Genomic DNA, 19,214 nt, shown 5'->3' with positions numbered 1-19,214 from the left:
AAGCCGAAACGAAAAACGCCCGGCCAACTGGCCGGGCGTTTCCCGTAAGCGTTGTCTTCCGGATGGAAGATTATGCGCTGTAGTACATGTCGAATTCGACCGGGTGCGGAGCCTGTTCGAAGCGAATGACTTCTTCCATTTTCAGCTCGATATACGCGCTGATCAGGTCGTCGGTCATAACGTCGCCTTTTTTCAGGAACTCACGGTCTGCATCAAGGCTTTCAAGAGCTTCACGCAGCGAGCCGCAAACGGTCGGAACTTCTTTGAGCTCTTCCGGCGGAAGGTCGTAGAGGTTTTTGTCCATTGCTTCGCCCGGGTGAATCTTGTTCTCGATGCCGTCAAGGCCAGCCATCAGCATCGCGGTGAAGGCGAGGTACGGGTTGGCCATCGCATCCGGGAAGCGGATCTCGACGCGCTTGCCTTTCGGGGAAGCGGTGTACGGGATACGGCAGGATGCAGAACGGTTACGTGCAGAATATGCCAGCAGAACCGGTGCTTCGAAGCCCGGGACCAGACGCTTGTAAGAGTTGGTCGACGGGTTGGTGAAGGCGTTCAGGGCCTTGGCGTGCTTGATGATACCGCCGATGTAGTACAGAGCGGTGTCAGACAGGTCAGCATAGCCGTTACCTGCGAACAGCGGCTTGCCTTCGTGCCAGATCGACTGGTGGGTATGCATGCCCGAACCGTTGTCACCGAAGATCGGCTTCGGCATGAAGGTTGCGGTTTTGCCATACTGGTGTGCAACCATCTGGATGCAGTACTTGTAGATCTGGATGGCGTCGGCATGTTCGATCAGGGTGCCGAATGCGATACCCAGTTCGTGCTGTGACGGTGCAACTTCGTGGTGGTGCTTTTCGCAACGCACGCCCATTTCGTTGATGTAGTTGACCATTTCGGCACGGATGTCGTTTGCCGAGTCAACCGGCGGTACCGGGAAGTAACCACCCTTCGGACCCGGACGGTGGCCGCGGTTGCCGCCTTCGAATTCGGTGCCGGTGTTGTACGGACCTTCTTCGGAATCAAGCGCGTAGGCCATGCTTTCCTGCGAGGTGCTCCAGCGAACATCATCAAACAGGAAGAATTCCGGTTCTGCGCCGAAGAATGCGGTGTCACCGATGCCAGCCGACTTCATGTAAGCCAGTGCGCGTTTCGCGGTCGAACGCGGGCAACGCTCGTAACCCTGGCCGGTGGCCGGTTCGATAACGTCGCAGAACAGGATCAGGCAAGGCTGTGCGGTGAACGGATCAACAACAGCGGTGGCCGGATCCGGCATCAGGATCATGTCGGATTCATTGATGTCTTTCCAGCCGGCGATCGACGAACCGTCGAACATGATGCCGTCAACAAAGACGTCTTCGTCGATCGTGCAGATATCCTGCGCGGTGTGCTGCCATTTACCTTTGGAATCGGTAAAGCGCAGATCGACAAACTGGATGCCTTTTTCTTTGATCAGATTAAGTACAGAAGCAGCGTCAGACATGATGCAACCCTTTAAAACTCATAAACAGTTACCGTATGGTGTTCTTTCGAAGGCGTGACCGATCAGATCGCGTCGTTGCCCCGTTCACCAGTACGAATACGGATCGCGTCCTCGAGTGAGGAAACGAAAATTTTACCGTCGCCGATACGCCCGGTGTGAGCGGCTTGCTGGATTGCCTCAATCGCACGCTCAACCAGCGTGTCCTCGACGACGATTTCCAGCTTTACCTTCGGCAGAAAGTCCACAACATATTCGGCGCCGCGATACAGCTCCGTGTGACCTTTCTGACGTCCGAAACCTTTGGCTTCGGTGACGGTAATCCCTTTGAGACCGATCTCTTGAAGGGCCTCTTTTACCTCGTCAAGCTTGAACGGCTTGATGATGGCTTCAATTTTTTTCATTAGCGCCCTCTGCTTTTTGGCGAGAGTTGCGTTGAACTCTGTAAAGCGTAATGCTTCGCCCGGTGACTATTGCACGGACCATGCCAGTTTTCACCGGCCACGGCATTCTAGGGATTCTCGTAACGAAAACCCAGTAAAACCCATGAAGTTTTTACGATTTTCCAGTCTGCCGCTGACTGCGTTTTAGGCAAGATGTTCAAAAAATATGCAAATGCCCTGCTTTCGCGGCAGGCAGGCGCATTCAATCGGTTGCGGGCTTGCCAATCGGGGGCCATCATGCGACAGGATTTGCGATCAAAGGGTTCTATCCGGCGCGAAAATGTGCACGATGATCGGGACTCGACCGGACGCCACCAATCCGGTGAACGACCATAATATAAAGGACGCCTCATGACCGAATTCGTCGGCAATCCGCTTTTCGCTTCGGGCGGGATTACGATCTTTGAAGTGATGAACGAACTGGCCATCAAACATAAGGCCATCAATCTGGGGCAGGGCGCCCCGGATGAAGACGGTCCCGCTGATATCCGCGAGGCTGCAGCCAAATCACTGACCGATCTGTCCAACCAGTATCCGCCGCTGGCCGGTGTACCGGAATTGCTGCAGGCCGTTGCCGACCACAACAAGCGGTTCTACGGCATCGAGGTTGATCCGAAGAAAGAAGTGCTGGTGTCGGTCGGCGCGACCGAAGGTCTGGCAGACGTCATTCTTGGGCTGGTTGCGCCAGGCGATGAAGTCATCCTGATCGAACCGCTTTATGACAGCTACCTTCCGATGGTAAAACTGGCTGGCGGCATCCCCAAGCTGGTGCGCGTCACCCCGCCGAATTGGGAATTGCCGCGCGCAGAACTGGAAGCGGCCTTTTCCGACAAAACCAAGCTGATCTTGCTCAATTCGCCGCAGAACCCGTGCTCCAAGGTCTATCGCGAGGACGAACTGCAATTCATTGCCGATTTGTGCATCAAACATGATGTTATTGCGCTCTGTGACGAGGTCTACGAGCACCTTGTCTTTGACGGGCGCAAACACACGCCGCTAATGACCTTGCCTGGCATGCATGAACGCACCGTGCGGATCGGATCAGCCGGCAAGACCTTCTCGCTGACCGGCTGGAAAATCGGCTATGTCACGGCATGCGAAAAACTGATGGAGCCGATCAAAAAGGCGCATCAGTTCCTTGTCTTTACAGTGTCGCCGGCGTTGCAGCATGGTGTGGCGTTCGGGCTTAACAAGGATGACGCGTATTTCGAGAACTTCACCGCCGAAATGGAAGCCAAGCGCAATTACCTGATGAAGGGGCTAAAGGACGTCGGGTTTGATGTCCTTGATTCGCAAGGCACCTATTTCATCACCTGCGATTTCCGTCCGCTCGGTTATGACTGTGACGACGTTGAGTTCTGTCAGATCATGATCAAGGAAGCCGGTGTCGTCGCCATTCCGGTTTCGGCCTTCTATCAAGGTGAAGATGGCGGCGTGCGCAACTTTGTTCGGTTCTGCTTCTGCAAGGATGAAGCAAAAATGGATGAAGCAATTGCACGCATGAAAAAGGCTTTCAGAAGGGTTCTTTAGTGGGGATTCCTCAAAGGTATAGTCGTGAACTGGCCGCTAGGTGTGCCCAATTAATTGAGGTGTTGTACGACGGGCCTGTGAGAGAAATTAGGGATCCTGAAACTGGAGGGTCTCTGAATACAACGTTTTTGCTTTCTATGGCTCTGCCAATCTTGGTGGTATCGCATCAGAGGGCTGAAGCGGGAGAGCGAAGCACCGAGTACACAACAGAACTAAGTCTGAATGCTAAAGACTTGGACTGGCTAGATGTTTCGACTTGGAGATACGAATTTTTCGCTAACATTGATACACCTAACCTAGCTCAACAGGAATTGCCGAAGGAGGTCACAAAGGCACTCCGTTCTGCAGCGCCGCCGCTGGTCTTACCACTAAAGAGTCTTCTTGAGACTCTTCGCCATTCGCTCGCGCATGGTCAGGTTGCTTACTTGAATGCGGAGGGCGAACACGTCCCGACAGAGCAGGCAGCGCAGCTGGCTTTTGTTTCTAAAGTGTTTGATGGGAAGTCATATATTGGTTTTTCCGCGTTGCGCTTGGAAGAGGCAGCTTTTCATGAGTTTTTGCTTCTTTGGGCAAGAAAATTGTCAGAGCTATTGCCTGCTGAATAGCGATTGCGGAGCATTAATCTCAACCTGTGAGGGCCGACATGAAAATGTCGGCCCGTTTTGTTTTGGTGAGCTGGCGGGTATCAGGCAGACTTTTCAAGTGAACCCTGCCCCTGAAGCGGCAGGCCCGCTTCGCGCCAGTCATTCTTGCCCTCGTGGTAATCACGGACATTGCTGTAGCCAAGTTTGCTCAGGGCCATCCGGGCGATGCCGGAATTCTTGCACGGACCATTGGCGCAATAGACCACAATCGGGGCATCCAGATCCGGCAGGATCTGTTTGACGCCCTCGTCAATTGCGTCATGGGGAATGTTGATCGCACCGGGCAGATGGGCATCAACATAATACCGCGCCGGCAGCGCTTCGATCAGGGTCGGGGCATTGGCGCTACCAAGGGCGGCTTTAAGTTCTTCGCGGGTAATGGTCTTGTTCATTGTCCAATCTCCATCGGGAATATCGTTGGTTGATGGGATCAGTATTGATGTGCATGAATGCGAAGTAAATTTGCGATAATTCAAATAGTATGTGCAATAATACGAATCTTGGAATGATCGCATTCGGAGGATTGCACATGCTGGAATGGGATGATCTGAAATTGGTTCTGGCGGTGGGGCGTGCGCGCAGCGTCACGCAGGCGGCAAGGCAAACCGGACTGCATCATTCCACCCTGTTTCGTCGCATGGCCGATATTGAAAGTCGTATCGGTGCCAAACTGTTTGAACGTCAGCAGGGCGATTATCAGCCAACTCCATCAGGATCGGCGGCCATCGAAACCGCCGAAAGGCTTGAAGCCGAAATGGCCGTACTTGCCCGAACACTGGCCGGGCAGGATATCCGACCATCCGGCACCGTGCGACTGACCACGACCGATACGTTGCTGCATGCTGTGCTGGCCGATGATCTTGCACTGTTCGCACAGGCCTATCCGGAAATTACTGTTCAGGTCGTGACCGACAACCGGTTTTACGATCTGAACCGGCATGATGCCGATATCGCCATCCGGCCGAGCAACAGCCCGAATGAAAACCTTGTCGGGCGCCAGATCGCCCCGATCCGGTCTGTGGTCTGTGCGGCAAAGGGAATGAGTGATCCCAAAGGTGGCAATGGGCCGTGGATCACCTGTGACGAAAGCCTTGCCCATATCAAGGCCGCGGTCTGGCGCGACAAGCATTACCATGATCAGCACGTCGCGATGCGCAGCAACTCGCTTTTGAATGTTGCACGGTTGGTCAATGCCGGGGCAGGCTATGCGGTGCTACCGATGTTTCTTGCGGATGCATTTGACAATATAGCCGTCATCGGTGATGCGATTGACGGGCTTGATAATGATCTTTGGATGTTGATGCACCGCGATCTCAAGTCCGTGCCACGTGTGCGGGCCTTTAGTGATTTCATGTTCCCGCGGCTTAAGGCCAAGGCAGCCCTGTTTGCAGGCACCTGAAAACAGGCAAACAAAAAGCCGGGTTTCCCCGGCTTTTTATGCGTTTGAGCATCGGCAATATGGTTGATCAGGATTTGACCATTTCCCAGCTGCCGGTCTTGGCGGAGCGGGTAAAGGCATCAAGGATCTGCATGTTGGCAACCGCATCCTCGATCGGGTAATCGACCGGGCTGTCGCCCTTGAATATTGCCGTCGCGGCTTCGCCCTGCAGGGTGTACTGGTTGCAAACCGGGAATTTGATTTCACGTGCGTCATCAAAGCCCGGCTGTTTCTGACCCGCAACCCGAATGACGGCCTCGTTTTCCGGTACAGCATTGAACGGCATCAGGATTTCAATCCGGCCTTCGGTGCCCAGAATATGCACGCGCTGCACAGCTGCTGACTGGGTGCCGCAGACAAAGCTTGCCTGCAGGCCTGATCCAAAATCAAGCATGCCCGAGACAAGCCGGTCGGTGCCAAATTTCGGGTCCTTGTCCATCAGCGAGACCACGCGAACCGGCTCCTTGCCGGTGATGAAGCGCGGGCCAACAACGCAATAACAACCGATATCAAGCAAACCGCCGCCGCCAATGTCCTTTTTGTTACGGACATCGTTGGGGTTGGTGTTGAAATAGGTAAAGATGCTTTGCACGGTGGTTAGGGTGCCGATCTGACCGCTTTCAACGATCTTGCGGGCTTCAAGCCATTGCGGGTGATGGCGGACCATAAAGGCTTCGAGTACCTGCTTGCCGCTTTTGTCGCGCGCGCTAATCAGGCGCTTGGCATCTTCGGTATCCAGACCAATCGGCTTTTCGCACAGAACATGCTTTCCGGCCTCAAGCGCCTTGATCGTCCATTCCACATGCAAATGATTGGGCAGGGGGTTGTAGATCGCCTCAATGGAGGGATCTGCGAGCAGTTCTTCATAGGAACCATAGGCGCGCGGAATGCGCAGGTTTTCTGCGACCTCGCGGGTTTTTTCAGGGTCACGACCGGCAATGGCCAGGATTTCAAGCGCATCGCTTTCCTGCATGGCCGGAATAACCTTTTCCGTGCCGATCTTGGCGGTGCTGAGAACGCCCCACTTCATTCCGATACTCCGTCTGTTGATCTTGTGCGGCCTGTTTGCGCGGTTTGCAGCACCACATCCTTGTTATATGGGGTGGCGGGCTGCTGCTTTCCGCTTTTCGGGCCTGTTATTGAACTGAACTAATTAAGGCATTTGCTTTCACTTGCAAGATGCTCTGACGGGTAGGAAGGGGGATTTGTGTTGTGAATGCGATGTCTGAAACAGCGACAAAATGCCCAAGCCCGCAAAATTCGGCGCTTTGAACGACTTGCTGTTTTCAGTGGTAAAAAAGTGAAATTATGCGCTTGACGTAAAAGGCCTCGGGCCATATAAACCGCGCCACACGATGGCGGGTGTAGCTCAGGTGGTTAGAGCACCAGTTTGTGGCACTGGGGGCCGTGGGTTCAAGTCCCATCACTCGCCCCATGTGAAAAGGTCAGGCAGAAATGCCTGGCCTTTTCGCGTTCCAGGTCAGATTTCCGTTGCGACGCGATTTGTCCGATTGTGACTTGGTGTCACATTCCTGACGAAATAATTCCAGATAAGGAATTCATCTTTCGGGTCGATTAACCGAAAAACCGTGCGTTGCGGTCCGCGGTCGCATGGGCTGCGTATAGTTTTGGTGCGCATATGACCCCGACCTGCAAGGACTGATGGATATGCCGAGCGACAGACCCTTTCCGATGCTGACCCGCCGTGCTTTTTCGGCGACCCTTCTGGGCGCGATGGCCACTCCCGTTATGGGCCGGGCCTTGGCGCAAACGCCGACCAATATCCGTTTGCGGGTTGCGGACATGTCCCAGCTTCACGCAATTCTGGTACAACGCGGTGAAGAGGTCATCGTGTCTGAGTCGCCGCGCGGGCCGGGATTGGACCGGGTTGCCAACATCAAGTCCTGCTCGAAAAGTATCATCGGTCTGCTGACGGGTAATGCAATCGCACAAGGGGTGATCCCCTCGGTTGAGGCCACCATCGGCGAAATTGCGCCGTCTATCATCCCGTCAAATGCCACCCCCGGTGTGGAAGACCTGACCATCAAAGATCTGGTGACGCTCCGGGCCGGGCTTGAAAGCACATCAGGGCGCAACTACGGCGCCTGGGTCAATTCCGACAACTGGGTTTCCTTTGCGCTGCGCCGCCCGATGGTCGCAACACCCGGCGGGCGTATGATCTATTCCACCGGCACCACGCATATCCTTGGTGCTGTGCTAACGGTTGCGACAGGAAAAAGCCTGCTCGCGCAGGCGCGCGATGTCCTTGGACAGCCGCTTGGTATTGAAATTCCGGCTTGGACACAGGATCCGCAAGGCTATTATTTCGGCGGGAACGAGATGGCGCTGACCCCGCGCGCGATGTTGCGGATCGCGACCCTCATGCGGGATCATGGCCGGTTCGATGGCGATCAGATCATTTCAGCCGACTGGATCGACCAATCAATCCAAGCCCGCACCCGATCCCCTTATTCGGGTCTTGGGTATGGCTATGGCTGGTTCCTGAGCAAAAGTGGCTTCATTATCGCCCGCGGCTATGGCGGCCAGATCATCGCGGCACATCCGGAAAAGAACCTCGCGGTGGCCATCACTTCTGATCCGACATCGCCCGCACGATCAGGCGGATATTTTGGCCAATTGATGGATCTGCTTGAGGGGCCCGTGCTTTCACTGGCCTGACAGAAGCGACCAAGAACATTTCAAAAGCGGTGTGGCAGGATGGGGCCGAATATAAAGCCTGTCGCCTTCTTCCTCGCAGGTTCGTGCAGGGGCTGGACCGGTCTTTCGCGCAAAGAGTGAGTGGGGAACCGTTTTCAGACATGACGGCAGAAACCAAGGCTTATTGCGAGCAGATTCATACCTCTAGTCTTTTTACTATCTCCATCAGAACTATCGATTTTGAAGCGAGTTGTATGCGCGCGTTCCTCGGATAGGTGTCTAACAAGAAGAGCATCTGCGCGTGATTCGGTGGTCTAAGTTTGGGGTTCCAGTCTGCAATCTCAAGGAGCGCCTTAGTAATCTTATTCCATGAGCTTGAAAACTGTTTCAGCTCGGCCTTGAGTTGCCTGATTGCTACTATCTCATTATGATCAAGTAGATGGTCGTGGGCGGTTTGTATTGCTCGAACCGCGTCAGTTGCTGTCGCAATCAAATCGAGTGGGTCTTGCGGGAGGCGCGTTATTACAGCTTTGTGAGCCATAACCACAATTGGCTCATAGTCTTCCTCAATTTCTTCAATCAGCTTTTCATCATCGTAAGACAGACTATTCGAAACTGCCTTGATCCTCAAAAGCTGTAGAGATTTGCTGTCATGGTCTTGAAAAAACGTAAAAAGTGATTTTGAGAGTTTACGTATTTCGTGCTCAAACTCTGGCAGAAACTTATTGACGTCCCCAATTGATTCGATTGCTACTTTTGCTTGGCTCTGCAGCGGACGATTGGTCGCAGCAGTTTTTGTTTTGTGTTCTAGGTTAAAAGTCAGTCTCGCTACGTAAAACGCTCCGACTACACCGAAGATTGATCCAACTATATCTCCCCAACCTTCAGGTATCTCAGCTACTTGTGGGCCAAATATCAAAGTGGCTAGTATTCCAGTAATTGTGCCGGTCGCTAACAGGGTCAATGGGCTAAGATCTGGTAGTTTCATGCTTTCCATCCTTGCTCTCAAAAAGCGAGTGCTGTGTTAGTTTTTAACATCTTTTCTGTAAGTTCGAACCGCATCTCGAGTTTGGATCTCCCATTCCCAATTCCGCGCCAATCTGCTAGGTAACGCACCATATTTCCCAAACGGGTTCATTGCTTGCCAGGAGATCGCCCTATGTCGACAAATCGCATTACCCTTCGCCGTCCCGATGACTGGCATTTGCATTTGCGTGATGGCGAGATGCTTAAAGGTGTGATTGGCGAGACGTCCGAGCATTTTGCCCGTGCGATCATCATGCCCAATCTGGTGCCACCGGTGGTCAAGACCGCCGATGCCGTGGCCTATCGCGACCGCATTACCGCCGCGATCCCATCGGGCCATGATTTTACCCCGCTGATGACGCTGTATCTGACCGAGGGCAGCAATCCCGATGATATCGAGGAAGGTTACAAGGCCGGTGTGATTACGGCTTTGAAGCTTTATCCGGCAGGCGCCACCACGAATTCCGACAGTGGTGTACGCAATTTCGATAATGCGATGCCAGCGCTGGAGCGGATGGCGGAGCTTGGCATTCCGCTGTGTGTGCACGGTGAAGTCACCGATCCCGACATTGATATCTTTGACCGTGAAGCGGTGTTTATCGACCGGGTTCTGGATCCGCTGCGCAAGCGTTTGCCGGAACTGCGTGTGGTGATGGAGCACATCACGACCGAAGACGGTGTGGAATACGTTAAGGCCAACGACAAGAATTTGGGCGCGACGATCACCACCCATCACCTGATCATTAACCGCAATGCCATTCTGGTCGGCGGCATCCATCCGCATATGTATTGCCTGCCGGTCGCCAAGCGTGAAAAGCACCGCTTGGCACTGCGTGCAGCCGCGACGTCCGGTGATGCGCGCTTCTTCCTGGGTACGGATTCTGCGCCGCATACCGATGAGCGCAAGGAAAGCCCGTGTGGCTGTGCCGGTATCTTTACCGCCAACAACACCGTGCAGCTTTTGGCCCACGTGTTCGAGGAAGAAGGGGCGCTCGATAAGCTTGAAGGCTTTGCCTCGATCCACGGCCCGCAGTATTACGGCCTGCCGCTTAATGGTGATCAGATCACGCTGGAAAAACGCAGTGAACCCGCCAAGTTTGCCGAGAAGATCGAAACCGAGGAAGGGGCGGTGACGGTGTTTAATCCCGGCTTCGATGTGTTCTGGCATTACGCCGACTGATATCGGCATGACGCAAAACAAAAGCGGCTCCTTCGGGGCCGCTTTTTTCGTTGGGGCTATGTTGGGATCAACCGCTTAGATCGACGCTGCCAGCCGGGGTGTTGAGGCCAATGGTTGCACGATAGCTTTCAGCCGCCGCATAGGCCTGCGACGCAATCATGGTGGAGATGTTCATTGACGCCCCCTTGGCGACATTGAAATCAGCCGCCGAACTTCCCGGCACGGATGCCGCGCGGGAAATGGCCGCCTGATTGGCAATTGCCGCCACCCCTTCAAGGCCCTGAAGGGGGTGGATGCTGACCTTGCCGCCGGTGGCATAAAGCCGCCCGTCGGGGCCTGCGGTATAGCTATAGCTGATCATGCCGGCATTGGCCCCGGCAAGGGTTTGGTGGCTTTCTTCCTCTGTCCGGACCGTGGCATCACGGGCGCGCAGTTCCTGCACGATTTCGCGTTCTGATGCGGTCAGGAGGGCCGGGTTGGATGTCGGCTGGCGGGCGTTTTCCGGCGTTGCTTCGCGTTCTTGCTGTTGACGCTGTGTCGGGCTTTGGATGTCGGGGTCTTCGGGGACACCGTCATCGATGTCGCGCGGATCAAGCTGTTGGATGATCGTAACCACTGATGCCGCGCTGTTGACCGGTGCGGTTTGCGCTGGTGCAGGTGATGGCGATCCTGTTGGCGATGTGGTCAGTGCCGCATCGCTTGTCCCTGTGTTGCGCGACGCGGGCGTGCTTGCGGGTGCCTGAGTCGCGGCAATGGTGCTTGAAAGCGGGACCAGTGCCACAGCGGCAGGAAGTGTTTGCGGCGCAGACGCAGCCTGTCCGCCCGACCCGTTGGTCGGCGGTTGGCTCCCGGAGCCGGGCAGGGCGCGTGTGGCAATGATCTGACCAAGTTGCCCGCCACTTCCGGGGATAACCTGTATGGCACCTGCCTGTATCATGGGGGTATTATAGCTCAACTTCGGGTTTATATAAACTGCGTCGTGACTTCACGGGGCTTTGAGGTGACGGGGTGCCGGACATTGGGTATGACAAGTGGCGTTACGATCATTTTGAAAATCTGAGAAAAGGCCTGCCATGCGCCTGTTGCTTGTTGTTTTATATGTCCTGATCTTGCCCGGTCTTGCTGATGCTGCGCCCAAGGCCGATTTGTGGCCGGATTGGCAAGCCCATGATCCAAAGAGCACACAGGTAATCGATCACGGGGCGTGGCAGGATATTCTGGATCGCTATGTGACCGTTCTGTCACCCGGCGAAACCGTGTTTGATTACGAGGCAGCCCGGCGTGAGGCCCATGCGCAGGTTGCAGGCTATGTCGATGCCATGAGCATGTTGGCGGTGAGTAACCTTAATCGCGATCAGCAATTTGCCTATTGGGTGAACCTTTATAATGCGCTGACCGTCAAGGTGGTGCTGGATCATTATCCGGTGGAATCCATTCGCGATATTGATATTTCACCCGGCCTGTTTTCGTCCGGTCCGTGGGGCAAGAAGCTGATCACGGTTGAGGGCAGGGCGCTTAGCCTTGATGATATCGAACATCGCATCTTGCGCCCGATTTGGAAGGATCCGCGCATTCATTATGCGGTGAATTGTGCGTCGATTGGCTGTCCGGCATTGGCGCCGGAGGCCTATGAAGCCGACAAGCTGGAGGGCCAGCTTGATCAGGCAGCGCGCGGCTTCATCAATCATCCGCGGGCGGTGGCACAGGCTGAAGACGGTGCGTTTGTGCTTTCAAGCCTATATGACTGGTATCGCGATGATTTTGGCAAGAGTGATGCGGATTTCATCGACCATCTTGCGCAGTTTGCCGGGCCTCGGCTTTCAGCCACGTTGTCTGATGTCGATGCGTTCGAGGTGGACGAGTATCACTATGACTGGGCGCTGAATGATGTGCGGCGCTAAGAATTTCAGTACCGCAATCTGATCTAGAGCATCTTGCGATACTGAATGAAGCCGGACTTGTCAGCGATACGGTCATAAAGCTTCATGGCGGTAAAGTTGTCATCCTGGGTCAGCCAATAGACACGTGCAGCGCCGGCTTTGCCTGCATCATCATAAACATGTTCGATCAGCTTGCGGCCAGCACCCGTGCCGCGCAGCTTTTCATCAACATAAAGATCCTGCAAATAGCAGTAATCGCCAGATGTCCAGCAGGAGCGATGATAAATCCAGTGAACCATGCCAATGGCTTTGCCGTCTTGCCAGGCAAGGGCCGCATGCATCGGTTCATTGGCATCAATGAAGCGTTGCCATGTTTGCTTGCTGACGTCGTCGGGAATATCGACCTTGTAAAAGGTTTGATAGCCGCGCCAAAGCGGCAGCCATGCATCGAAGTCCGGGGCCGTTATCGGGCGAATTTCTGTGGACTCATCGGGCATCATTACATCCTTTTTGGCAGGGCAAACTTGGGTGGCGCAAGGAGCGCGTGGGGACTGCCGATACCCTAAAAGGCCAGATAGACCACCGTAAGGTCCAATTGCGGGAAATTGTCCGGGCCAATCGAACCGATCTGATGGTGGGCCGGATTGAGAAGCTGGTTATAGCGCCAATCACAGCAGGGACGATTGGCGCGCAGATTTACAGAACTGCGTTGCGTTCAGAGCAATCAGGCTGCCGTATTGCGTATTCCGGAGCGCACCGGGTGGGTGGCACCGGTCTGTGATTTGGCAACGGAGACCTTTTGCGATTTTGGTGAAACGGATGCCATCGCCTCGGGGGCATCGCCATCACGATTCAGGCTTGCCTGACCAATGGTGTGACGGACGTCACTGGCAGAAACGCCATCATAGCGCATTAATGTCTGAACGATCGGGTCGGCAAGCATGTCTTCGACCGTCAACTCCTGATCAACATAACTCATCATCTCATATCCCGGTTTTTTTGTTCTGCGTAATGTAATGCAATTGCAATTCATTCGCAACAACTATTCTATGTCGATGGTGACTTTTTTTCATTTTCAGTCTTGAAACGCTTTGATCTGTCTTAAGGCAGGGGCATCTGTGCGAGATTTTCGCAAAGTGCGTTTCATGGGAATTTCCTTGAGCATTGTCCGGTTAAAACGGCTTAAACTCTATTTTCTTGCATAAAATCCCTATGGGTTTTAACGCAGTCATCTGGTCTGTCGGCAAAAGTCATCAGACCCAACAAGTGTGGCAGAAATAGGCTGACAAAATGAAACGTCCGGGAATTCGCGAATATGTGCTTCTGGTGCTTTTGGCACTGATGTGGGGGAGTTCATTCACCTTCATCAAGATCGGAGTGCATGCCTATTCGCCGCTTGTCGTTGCTTGTGGGCGGCTGTCCTTTGCCGCGTTGGTGTTGTGGTGCTTTGCTCTGATCCGGAAATCCGAAATGCCCAAGGGCCGGCGCGCCTGGGTTTCAACCTTTATGATCGCCCTGATCGGTAATGCCATCCCGTTCTTCCTGATCAGCTTTGGCGAGACCAAGGTCGATGCGGGTCTGGCGGCGATCCTGATGTCGACCGTGCCGCTGACCACCGTCGTTTTGGCGCACTTCTTTACCCATGATGAAAAGCTGTCATCGGGCAAGGTTGTCGGGGTGATCCTGGGAACGATCGGTGTGATTGTGCTGGTGGGTCCCGAAACGCTTTCCGGGCTGGGTGGGGAGTTCCTGTTCCAGCTGGCCATTCTGGTTGCAGCGATCGGCTATGCGATTTCATCCCTTGTTGCGCGCAATCTGCGTGATCAGCCACGCATCGGATCGACGGCGGTGATCCTGACATTTGCCGCCCTGATGTTGATGCCCTTTACGATGTTGATTGATAAGCCCTGGACGATGGACTGGGATCTGGAAGGCGCGCTTTCGATCATGTATCTCGGAATGTTCCCGACCGGTATTGCCATGTTCTTGATCTTGCAGATTATTGCGGTGGCGGGGGCCAGTTTCCTTGTGTTTAACAATTATCTCGTACCGGCTGTTGGTGTGGTGATCAGTTTCATCATTCTGGGCGAAGTGCCCCAGCCAAATGCCCTGATTGCACTGGCAATTATTCTGGGCGGGATTGCGGCATCGCAGATGCGGTTCGGGCGTAAATCGGCGCATCTAGAAGTTGCCACAGCCAAGGCCGACCCGATGGCCCCGGTGATGGAAACGCCGGCAGATAACAAAATCCCCGAAAAATAAGGGTTTTGGCCTCTGTAAAACCCGTGATTTTGCGATAAATTCCGAACTTTATTGTCCAACCTTGACCGATAGGATTTGTCAATATTGTTTGTGCGCAACAAACCTGATACTTTCCGCCTTTCTGGTCCGGCATGTGCCCAAAAATAGGTGCATGTCACGCCGATTGAATCATTTCTGATCAAGCGTTTAAGAGGTCACGGGCTTTGTCCACCGAAGAGACCAATCCTGAGAACCGCGATATCTTCCCGGTTTCCATCGAACAAGAAATGCGCCGCAGCTACCTTGATTACGCAATGAGCGTGATCGTCAGCCGTGCACTGCCTGACGTCCGAGACGGTTTGAAACCGGTACATCGTCGTATCCTGTACGCCATGCACGAGAACGGGTTTGAATATAACAAACCGTTCCGCAAATCGGCCCGCGTGGTCGGGGACGTGATGGGTAAATATCACCCGCACGGCGACAGCGCGATTTACGACGCAATGGTCCGTATGGCGCAGAACTTCTCCATGCGCCTGCCGCTGATTGACGGGCAGGGCAACTTCGGGTCCATGGATGGCGACAAGGCCGCCGCTATGCGTTACACCGAGGCCCGCATGGCCAAGGCTGCGCACTTCCTTCTTGATGATATCGACAAGGACACGATTGATTTCCGCGATAACTATGACGAAACCACCAAGGAACCGTCTGTTATCCCGGCCCGTTTCCCGAACATGCTGGTCAATGGTGCCGGTGGTATTGCGGTTGGTATGGCGACCAACATTCCGCCGCATAACCTTGGCGAAGTCATTGATGGCTGCATGGCCTATGTCGATAATCACGATATTACCGTCGAAGAGCTGATGGAATATGTCCATGGTCCGGATTTCCCGACCGGTGGCCTTATTCTGGGCCGCTCGGGGATCCATTCGGCGTTCAAGACCGGTCGCGGGTCGGTGGTCATGCGGGCACGTACCCATGTCGAGGAAATCCGCGCCAATCGCGAAGCCATCATCGTGACCGAAGTTCCCTATCAGGTGAACAAGGCGACCCTGATGGAAAAGATCGCTGATCTGGTCCGCGAAAAGAAACTCGAAGGCATTTCGGATCTGCGCGACGAATCTGACCGTTCTGGCGTGCGTATGGTGATCGAGCTCAAGCGTGATGCCAATTCGGATGTCGTCCTGAACCAGTTGTTCCGCTTTACAGCGCTTCAGACTTCGTTTGGTGTCAACATGCTGGCGCTGAACCGCGGCAAGCCGGAATTGATGAACCTCAGAGACATCATTCAGGCCTTTGTCGAGTTCCGCGAAGAAGTCATTACGCGTCGGACCATCCACCTTCTGAAAAAGGCGCGTGATCGTGCCCATGTCGTGGTTGGTCTTGGGATTGCGGTCTCAAACATCGATGAAGTCATCAAACTGATCCGTAATGCGGCCGATCCGGTCGTGGCACGTGAACAGCTGATGGCGCGTGACTGGGCAGCGGGCGACATCGTTCCGTTGATCGAACTGATTGCTGATCCGCTTCAGGTGGGCTCAACCGATGGCATGTATCGTCTGTCCGAAGCACAGGCGCGTGCGATCCTTGAACTGCGTCTGCATCGCCTGACCGGTCTGGAACGCGACAAGATCGCGGCCGAATTGACCGAGTTGGGTGAGAAGATCAAGGACTTCCTTGATATCCTTGCATCGCGCGAGCGTAAGCTGACCATCCTCAAGGACGAGCTGACTGAGATGCGCAACGAGTTCGCCAACGAACGTCGCAGCGAAATTCAGGAAGCCGAATTCGAACATGACATCGAAGACCTGATTGCCCGCGAAGACATGGTCGTGACCGTGTCACACAGCGGTTATATCCAGCGTGTGCCGCTGTCGACCTATCGCGCCCAGCGCCGTGGCGGCAAGGGCCGTTCGGGCATGGCAACCCGCGAGGAAGATTTCGTTTCCAAGCTGTTCGTTGCCAATACCCACACCCCGGTTCTGTTCTTCAGCTCCGAGGGCATGGTCTATAAAATGAAGGTCTGGCGCCTGCCGATGGGCACGCCGCAATCACGCGGCAAGGCGCTTGTGAACCTGTTGCCGCTGTCAGAAGGCGAATATATCACCACGGTCCTGCCGCTTCCTGATGAGGAAGAATGGCCGAACCTGCATGTGATGTTTGCCACCTCGACCGGGAATGTCCGCCGTAACAGCCTTGCTGATTTCGTGAATGTGAAATCAAACGGCAAGATCGCCATGAAGCTTGAAGAAGAGCGTGGCGACAAGCTGATTGCGGTTCAGACCTGTACCGATGATGACGACATTCTTCTGACAACCCGCAAGGGTAAATGCATTCGTTTCCGTGTAACGGACGTGCGCGTCTTTACCGGCCGTAACTCGGTCGGTGTGCGCGGCATTCGTCTGGCTGACGAGGACGAAGTCATTGCCATGTCAGTGCTGTTTGGCAACCATGTCACCATGGAACAGCGCGATGAATATCTGTCGATTGCGGGCAAACTGCGCCGCGAAGAAATTGCTGAAGACAACCTGCCGCTTGAAACGCTATCTGCTGAAACCTATCAGCAGCTTCGCGATGGCGATCAGTTGATCCTGTCGGTTACTGAAAACGGTTATGGCAAACGTACGTCTGCCTATGAATATCGTGTGACCGGCCGTGGTGGTCAGGGCTTTGCCAATATCGAGATGTCTGAACGTAACGGTAACGTTGCCGCATCCTTCGTGATCGAAGAAGGCGACGAACTGATGATGGTCACCAATGGTGGCAAGGTCATCCGTATGCCGACCCATGACATCCGGATTGCCGGGCGCAAGACGCAGGGTGTGACGCTGTTTAGGACTGCCGAAGACGAAGAAGTCGTCGCGGTGGAACGTCTGTCAAACCTTGGTGATGAAGAAGATGAGATCATCGATGGCGAGGAAGGTGTGATCGAGGGTGCCGAAGGTGCCGTTGAAAACGCCGACCCGGCCGCAGAAGCATCTGGTGAAGATGTGTCTGCAGCACCGGCATCTGATGAAGCGGACCGCGACGAATAACGGGAAGTTCGATGACTGAAATGTCTTCTACCGTATCGCGTATCGGGATTTATCCGGGCACCTTTGATCCGGTAACCCAGGGCCATATGGATATCATTCGTCGCGCGACCCGCATTGTGGACGAACTGATTGTCGGCGTTGCAATCAATGCCGGCAAAGGCCCGATGTTCGATGTCGAGGAACGCTGCAAGCTTGTTGAAGAGGCCCTGAAGGCTGCGGGCGGTGAGGTTGCCGCCCGTACCTCAGTTAAGCCATTTTCATCGCTTCTGATGCAGTTTGCCCAGGAAAACGGATCAAGTACTATTATCCGTGGACTGCGTGCTGTATCGGACTTTGAATATGAATTCCAGATGGCCGGGATGAATGCCCGACTGTCTCCGGAAGTTGAAACCGTCTTTTTGATGGCATCTGACAAACAGCAGTTTGTCTCTTCGCGCTTTGTGAAGGAAATCGCCCGTCTGGGTGGGGATGTCACTGAATTTGTGCCCGCCAACGTGCTTAAACGCCTGCACGAAAAGCTGGCAGAAGAAAAGGAATAACGCAGACCATGCGTCTTTTTCGCCTATTCTCAATTATCGCTCTCGTACTAGGATTTATCACCATGTCCAATGGAAACGACGCTGTCGCTCAGGATCTGGAGAACACGCTATATCTTGACCTGAAAGATGGCCGCGTTGTTATCCAGCTTCGCCCGGATCTGGCACCGAACCATGTTGCCCGGATCAAGGAACTCACCCGTGAAGGCTTTTACGATGGCTTGAACTTCCATCGCGTGATCGAAGGTTTCATGGCGCAGACGGGCGACCCCAAAGGCAATGGTACCGGCGGATCCGGCCAGAAACTGGATGCGGAGTTTTCCAACGAACGTCATGTTCGCGGCACCGTTTCCATGGCCCGCTCGGCAAATCCGAACAGTGCGGATTCCCAGTTCTTCATCGTGTTTGCCGATGCACCGCACCTTGATGGCCAGTACACCATCTGGGGCCAGGTGACCGAGGGCATGGAATATGTCGACATGATCAAAAAGGGTGCGCCGTGGGCCAATGGCAGCGTTGCCGACCCCGATCAGATCGTCAAAATGCAGGTTGCTGCCGACGCGCAATAATCGCGGCATTTTAAGTCTTGCAACCGAAAGCCGTCCCTTCGTGGGGCGGCTTTCGCGTTTTTGGGTCTGAATGTGCAAAAAGAACCAAAATATGGAAAACAGGTGTTGACCGATGCGGCCTGTGCCATTAAAACGCGCTTCACCAACCTTGAGGGCCCGTAGCTCAGTTGGTAGAGCAACTGACTTTTAATCAGTTGGCCACAGGTTCGAATCCTGTCGGGCTCACCAATAAGCCCCTGAAACCTAACCGGTTTCGGGGGCTTTTTATTTGTCTGAATTTCCCTGCCAAATCTTGTTGCTGTTCAACGCCAGACCGGCGTTGTGCGACACGGATACGTCGTTTCTTGAGGCGGCATTTCGGGATCAGTTTTGCCTGACATTTTGGGGCATTTGTCATCTTTTCATGGCTGATGTGCATCTTCGCATAAAAAGGGGGGTTGACCGATGCCGTCCAGCCCATTAAAACGCCGCTCACCAACGTTGAGGGCCCGTAGCTCAGTTGGTAGAGCAACTGACTTTTAATCAGTTGGCCACAGGTTCGAATCCTGTCGGGCTCA

General features: G+C 54.3%; 18 protein-coding genes and 3 tRNA genes. 13 read left to right on the top strand and 8 right to left on the bottom strand.

Going from position 1 to position 19,214, the window contains the following annotated elements; genetic code table 11:
- Positions 1-70 precede the first annotated feature (70 nt).
- Positions 71-1,480, bottom strand: a complete 1,410-nt coding sequence (gene glnA / locus HED22_RS15620; RefSeq protein WP_167723923.1) for a type I glutamate--ammonia ligase — start codon at positions 1,478-1,480, stop codon at positions 71-73.
- A 62-nt stretch (positions 1,481-1,542) separates the two neighbouring features.
- Positions 1,543-1,881 (bottom strand): P-II family nitrogen regulator, encoded by a 339-nt coding sequence (locus HED22_RS15615; RefSeq protein ID WP_007091888.1) that lies wholly within the window; start codon positions 1,879-1,881, stop codon positions 1,543-1,545.
- A 390-nt stretch (positions 1,882-2,271) separates the two neighbouring features.
- On the opposite strand from HED22_RS15615, the gene HED22_RS15610 reads away from it, so the two are divergent.
- Both HED22_RS15610 and HED22_RS15605 read left to right on the top strand, forming a co-directional pair.
- Positions 2,272-3,450: an aminotransferase gene (locus HED22_RS15610; protein ID WP_167723921.1), complete on the top strand. Its 1,179-nt coding sequence runs from the start codon at positions 2,272-2,274 to the stop codon at positions 3,448-3,450.
- 137 nt (positions 3,451-3,587) lie between these two features.
- Positions 3,588-4,055, top strand: a complete 468-nt coding sequence (locus HED22_RS15605; protein ID WP_167723919.1) for a hypothetical protein — start codon at positions 3,588-3,590, stop codon at positions 4,053-4,055.
- Between the two features lie 80 nt (positions 4,056-4,135).
- On the opposite strand, the gene HED22_RS15600 is transcribed toward HED22_RS15605, so the two are convergent.
- Positions 4,136-4,486, bottom strand: coding sequence for a rhodanese-like domain-containing protein (locus HED22_RS15600; RefSeq protein ID WP_167723917.1), 351 nt, complete (start codon positions 4,484-4,486; stop codon positions 4,136-4,138).
- Positions 4,487-4,623: 137 nt separating this feature from the next.
- On the opposite strand from HED22_RS15600, the gene HED22_RS15595 reads away from it, so the two are divergent.
- Positions 4,624-5,493, top strand: coding sequence for a LysR family transcriptional regulator (locus HED22_RS15595; protein ID WP_167723915.1), 870 nt, complete (start codon positions 4,624-4,626; stop codon positions 5,491-5,493).
- Between the two features lie 67 nt (positions 5,494-5,560).
- Here HED22_RS15595 and HED22_RS15590 read toward each other — a convergent pair whose 3' ends face one another.
- On the bottom strand, positions 5,561-6,562 hold the full coding sequence (locus HED22_RS15590) for a Gfo/Idh/MocA family protein (RefSeq protein ID WP_167723913.1): 1,002 nt from the start codon (positions 6,560-6,562) through the stop codon (positions 5,561-5,563).
- A 328-nt stretch (positions 6,563-6,890) separates the two neighbouring features.
- On the opposite strand from HED22_RS15590, the gene HED22_RS15585 reads away from it, so the two are divergent.
- Positions 6,891-6,967, top strand: a tRNA-His gene (locus HED22_RS15585).
- Between the two features lie 233 nt (positions 6,968-7,200).
- Positions 7,201-8,211, top strand: coding sequence for a serine hydrolase (locus tag HED22_RS15580; protein WP_254870110.1), 1,011 nt, complete (start codon positions 7,201-7,203; stop codon positions 8,209-8,211).
- Positions 8,212-8,386: 175 nt separating this feature from the next.
- Here HED22_RS15580 and HED22_RS15575 read toward each other — a convergent pair whose 3' ends face one another.
- Positions 8,387-9,178 (bottom strand): hypothetical protein, encoded by a 792-nt coding sequence (locus tag HED22_RS15575; RefSeq protein ID WP_167723911.1) that lies wholly within the window; start codon positions 9,176-9,178, stop codon positions 8,387-8,389.
- A gap of 171 nt (positions 9,179-9,349) precedes the next feature.
- Between HED22_RS15575 and pyrC the strand changes: the two genes are divergently transcribed.
- A complete protein-coding gene (gene pyrC / locus HED22_RS15570) occupies positions 9,350-10,396 on the top strand; it encodes a dihydroorotase (protein WP_167723909.1) in 1,047 nt (348 codons plus the stop codon).
- A gap of 67 nt (positions 10,397-10,463) precedes the next feature.
- Here pyrC and HED22_RS15565 read toward each other — a convergent pair whose 3' ends face one another.
- Positions 10,464-11,333, bottom strand: coding sequence for a putative metalloprotease CJM1_0395 family protein (locus HED22_RS15565; RefSeq protein WP_167723907.1), 870 nt, complete (start codon positions 11,331-11,333; stop codon positions 10,464-10,466).
- Positions 11,334-11,469: 136 nt separating this feature from the next.
- Here HED22_RS15565 and HED22_RS15560 point away from each other — a divergent pair, with 136 nt between their 5' ends.
- Positions 11,470-12,297: a DUF547 domain-containing protein gene (locus HED22_RS15560; protein ID WP_167723905.1), complete on the top strand. Its 828-nt coding sequence runs from the start codon at positions 11,470-11,472 to the stop codon at positions 12,295-12,297.
- Positions 12,298-12,320: 23 nt separating this feature from the next.
- Here HED22_RS15560 and HED22_RS15555 read toward each other — a convergent pair whose 3' ends face one another.
- Together HED22_RS15555 and HED22_RS15550 are read right to left on the bottom strand one after the other, a co-directional pair.
- A complete protein-coding gene (locus tag HED22_RS15555; protein WP_217701898.1) occupies positions 12,321-12,773 on the bottom strand; it encodes a GNAT family N-acetyltransferase in 453 nt (150 codons plus the stop codon).
- A gap of 227 nt (positions 12,774-13,000) precedes the next feature.
- Positions 13,001-13,258, bottom strand: a complete 258-nt coding sequence (locus HED22_RS15550; RefSeq protein WP_167723901.1) for a hypothetical protein — start codon at positions 13,256-13,258, stop codon at positions 13,001-13,003.
- A gap of 308 nt (positions 13,259-13,566) precedes the next feature.
- Here HED22_RS15550 and HED22_RS15545 point away from each other — a divergent pair, with 308 nt between their 5' ends.
- The 6 genes from HED22_RS15545 to HED22_RS15520 all read left to right on the top strand — a co-directional run bounded on the left by HED22_RS15545 (position 13,567) and on the right by HED22_RS15520 (position 19,214).
- Positions 13,567-14,538: a DMT family transporter gene (locus tag HED22_RS15545; protein ID WP_167723899.1), complete on the top strand. Its 972-nt coding sequence runs from the start codon at positions 13,567-13,569 to the stop codon at positions 14,536-14,538.
- A gap of 203 nt (positions 14,539-14,741) precedes the next feature.
- Positions 14,742-17,552, top strand: a complete 2,811-nt coding sequence (gene gyrA, locus HED22_RS15540) for a DNA gyrase subunit A (RefSeq protein WP_167723897.1) — start codon at positions 14,742-14,744, stop codon at positions 17,550-17,552.
- Positions 17,553-17,563: 11 nt separating this feature from the next.
- Positions 17,564-18,091, top strand: a complete 528-nt coding sequence (gene coaD, locus HED22_RS15535) for a pantetheine-phosphate adenylyltransferase (RefSeq protein ID WP_167723895.1) — start codon at positions 17,564-17,566, stop codon at positions 18,089-18,091.
- 62 nt (positions 18,092-18,153) lie between these two features.
- The gene (locus HED22_RS15530; RefSeq protein ID WP_167723893.1) at positions 18,154-18,657 is read left to right on the top strand and encodes a peptidylprolyl isomerase; all 504 of its coding nucleotides are present in this window, start codon (positions 18,154-18,156) and stop codon (positions 18,655-18,657) included.
- 152 nt (positions 18,658-18,809) lie between these two features.
- A tRNA-Lys gene (locus tag HED22_RS15525) sits at positions 18,810-18,885 on the top strand.
- A gap of 256 nt (positions 18,886-19,141) precedes the next feature.
- A tRNA-Lys gene (locus tag HED22_RS15520) sits at positions 19,142-19,214 on the top strand.

This window comes from Thalassospira sp. HF15 (assembly GCF_011806525.1).
In the GTDB taxonomy this organism is placed as follows: domain Bacteria; phylum Pseudomonadota; class Alphaproteobacteria; order Rhodospirillales; family Thalassospiraceae; genus Thalassospira.
This window is presented reverse-complemented; position numbering and strand designations above follow the sequence as displayed.

Excerpts from the sequence above, each read along its gene's own strand:
- pyrC (WP_167723909.1), top strand. The coding sequence starts at position 9,350 with ATGTCGACAAATCGCATTACCCTTCGCCGTCCCGATGACTGGCATTTG.
- coaD (WP_167723895.1), top strand. The coding sequence starts at position 17,564 with ATGACTGAAATGTCTTCTACCGTATCGCGTATCGGGATTTATCCGGGC.
- glnA (WP_167723923.1), bottom strand. The coding sequence starts at position 1,480 with ATGTCTGACGCTGCTTCTGTACTTAATCTGATCAAAGAAAAAGGCATC.
- HED22_RS15560 (WP_167723905.1), top strand. The coding sequence starts at position 11,470 with ATGCGCCTGTTGCTTGTTGTTTTATATGTCCTGATCTTGCCCGGTCTT.
- HED22_RS15545 (WP_167723899.1), top strand. The coding sequence starts at position 13,567 with ATGAAACGTCCGGGAATTCGCGAATATGTGCTTCTGGTGCTTTTGGCA.
- HED22_RS15605 (WP_167723919.1), top strand. The coding sequence starts at position 3,588 with ATGGCTCTGCCAATCTTGGTGGTATCGCATCAGAGGGCTGAAGCGGGA.
- HED22_RS15565 (WP_167723907.1), bottom strand. The coding sequence starts at position 11,333 with ATGATACAGGCAGGTGCCATACAGGTTATCCCCGGAAGTGGCGGGCAA.
- HED22_RS15575 (WP_167723911.1), bottom strand. The coding sequence starts at position 9,178 with ATGAAACTACCAGATCTTAGCCCATTGACCCTGTTAGCGACCGGCACA.
- HED22_RS15615 (WP_007091888.1), bottom strand. The coding sequence starts at position 1,881 with ATGAAAAAAATTGAAGCCATCATCAAGCCGTTCAAGCTTGACGAGGTA.
- HED22_RS15590 (WP_167723913.1), bottom strand. The coding sequence starts at position 6,562 with ATGAAGTGGGGCGTTCTCAGCACCGCCAAGATCGGCACGGAAAAGGTT.
- HED22_RS15530 (WP_167723893.1), top strand. The coding sequence starts at position 18,154 with ATGTCCAATGGAAACGACGCTGTCGCTCAGGATCTGGAGAACACGCTA.
- HED22_RS15550 (WP_167723901.1), bottom strand. The coding sequence starts at position 13,258 with ATGATGAGTTATGTTGATCAGGAGTTGACGGTCGAAGACATGCTTGCC.
- HED22_RS15580 (WP_254870110.1), top strand. The coding sequence starts at position 7,201 with ATGCCGAGCGACAGACCCTTTCCGATGCTGACCCGCCGTGCTTTTTCG.
- HED22_RS15600 (WP_167723917.1), bottom strand. The coding sequence starts at position 4,486 with ATGAACAAGACCATTACCCGCGAAGAACTTAAAGCCGCCCTTGGTAGC.
- HED22_RS15555 (WP_217701898.1), bottom strand. The coding sequence starts at position 12,773 with ATGCCCGATGAGTCCACAGAAATTCGCCCGATAACGGCCCCGGACTTC.
- HED22_RS15610 (WP_167723921.1), top strand. The coding sequence starts at position 2,272 with ATGACCGAATTCGTCGGCAATCCGCTTTTCGCTTCGGGCGGGATTACG.
- HED22_RS15595 (WP_167723915.1), top strand. The coding sequence starts at position 4,624 with ATGCTGGAATGGGATGATCTGAAATTGGTTCTGGCGGTGGGGCGTGCG.